Below are 1782 nucleotides of genomic sequence, written 5' to 3'. Positions count from 1 at the left end.
GCCTCGCCCGGCATCCGGATGTCGGCGGGCCAGCGGTTGATCGCCATCAGCCGCTGGCGCAGGATCGGGTGCGTCATGCCGGCGCCGTAGGCGCGGCGCGCGGCGTCGACGGCCAGGTCGACCTCGTTGAGGTCCATCGCGACCATGCCGACGTTGTAGACCGAGAAGGCGTTGTCGCCGGTCGCGGTCAGCTTGTTCGCGGCTTCCAGCTGCTCCTTGGCCGCGGCGGTCTTGCCCTTGCCGTTCAGGAAACCGGCGTAGATCAGGCGCACGATGACGTCGTCCGACTTCCAGGTCAGCGCGCGCTTGAAGTAGCAGTCGACGGTGAACAGCGCCTCGGGCGGCTGGTCGCGCTTGGTGCGCTCGCCGTAGAGCATCATCGCGATCAGCGCGCGGTGGTGGTTCGGGAAGGCGCGCAGCGTGTAGTCGATGTCGCTGCCGATGCTGCCGCGCTTGCACTTGACCAGCGCCTCGCAGGTGTCGATGAAGTGGGCGCCCTCGACCATCTGCAGCGGCGACATCTGCTTGGTCACCGGATCGATCTCCGGCATGTCCTTGTAGTGGCGGTAGTCGTACGGGCCGTAGTTGTTGGCCAGCCCGCCGCAGCCGATCCCCTGCGCGACGGCGGCGTGGGCGGCGACGGCACCGGCCAGCGCCAGCGCGAGGGTGCGCCAGCGGGCGCGGGGGAGTGCGGGAACGGACATGGCGGGGCTCCGGTGGGGCCGGGTGTACCGGTCTGGCGGTCAGGCGGCGGCCGGCATGCCGCGGACGAAGGCGGCGGTCAGCCCTTCGACGTGGGCACGCCAGGCGGCGGTCGAGAAAGTATGGTCCGCGTCGGGCAGGTCTTCGCGGCGCAGTCCGGGGCGGTTCAGCAGGCCCTGCCAGGCAGGGCCGCCGTCGCGGCAGCGGTCCAGGAATTCATTGGCGCAGACGTCGTCGCCCGACAGGATCAGCAGCACCGGGCCGCCGAACGCGCGCAGGCCGTCGGCCATCTGCTCGGTGTAGTGGCGCGTGTCAGCGGCGGGCGCGGACGCGCGGCTCTGCGCCAGCTTGCCCAGCAGTTCGCGCACGGCGCCCAGGCCGACGCGGCCGCTCAGCAGCTTGCGCCAGAAGGCCGGCTGGCGCAGCCGGTCCAGGTAGTAATGCTTGACCTGCGCGCGGGCCAGGCTGGTCGCGGTGCGGACCCAGGGGTTGGCCAGGCACAGGCCGGCGACGCGCGGGTCGCGGCGGCGATGCACGTACAGCAGCGCGGCGGACGCGGCGTCGCACAGGCCCCAGAGCACCACGCGCTTCAGCGTCGGGTGTTCGCGCTGCCAGGCGTCGATCGCGGCGGCGATGTCGGCGTCGACCTGCTCGAAGTCGCGCTGATCGCCCTGCGCGTCGCCCATGCCGCGGTAGTCCAGGCGCAGGCAGGGCACGCCGGCGCCAGCCAGCGCGCGGCCCAGCAGCGTGAACTGGCGGTGGCTGCCCACGCGGTACTGCGGGCCGCCGACGATCAGCAGCACGCCGGTGTCGGGGGCAGGTGTTGCCATGGCGCCGGATGCGGGTTCGCTCAACAGGCCGACCAGCGCCTGGCCGTCGCAGGTGATGCGCAGCACGCTGTCGCGATGCGCGGGCTTGATCGGCGCGATCGACACGATGGGCGCGTTCATGCGGACACCGCCTCGACCGGACGGGTCGCGAAGTCGCCTTCGGCAGTCAGCGCGGCGAGGCTGGCCTCGATCAGACGCGGTGCTTCCTCGATCTCGGTGGCGGCCCAGAAGGACGGCCCCTGGCAGACGG

At 72.1% G+C, this 1782-nt stretch carries 2 protein-coding genes; both read right to left on the bottom strand.

Annotated elements, in window-relative coordinates; genetic code table 11:
* Positions 1-704 (bottom strand): hypothetical protein (locus VF536_RS14815; protein ID WP_331615628.1); only part of this gene is annotated, 704 nt, incomplete at its 3' end.
* A gap of 39 nt (positions 705-743) precedes the next feature.
* Entirely contained in the window at positions 744-1652 is a 909-nt protein-coding gene (locus tag VF536_RS14810) for a hydrolase 1, exosortase A system-associated (protein ID WP_331615627.1), read from the bottom strand.
* Positions 1653-1782 lie beyond the last annotated feature (130 nt).

The sequence above is a fragment of the Roseateles sp. genome (genome assembly GCF_036486225.1).
In the GTDB taxonomy this organism is placed as follows: Bacteria; Pseudomonadota; Gammaproteobacteria; order Burkholderiales; family Burkholderiaceae_C; genus Roseateles.
The sequence above is the reverse complement of the archived record's forward strand: the minus strand, read 5'-3'. Positions and strand labels throughout refer to the sequence as shown.

Coding starts and splice junctions, on each gene's coding strand:
- VF536_RS14810 (WP_331615627.1), bottom strand. CDS start 1,652: ATGAACGCGCCCATCGTGTCGATCGCGCCGATCAAGCCCGCGCATCGC.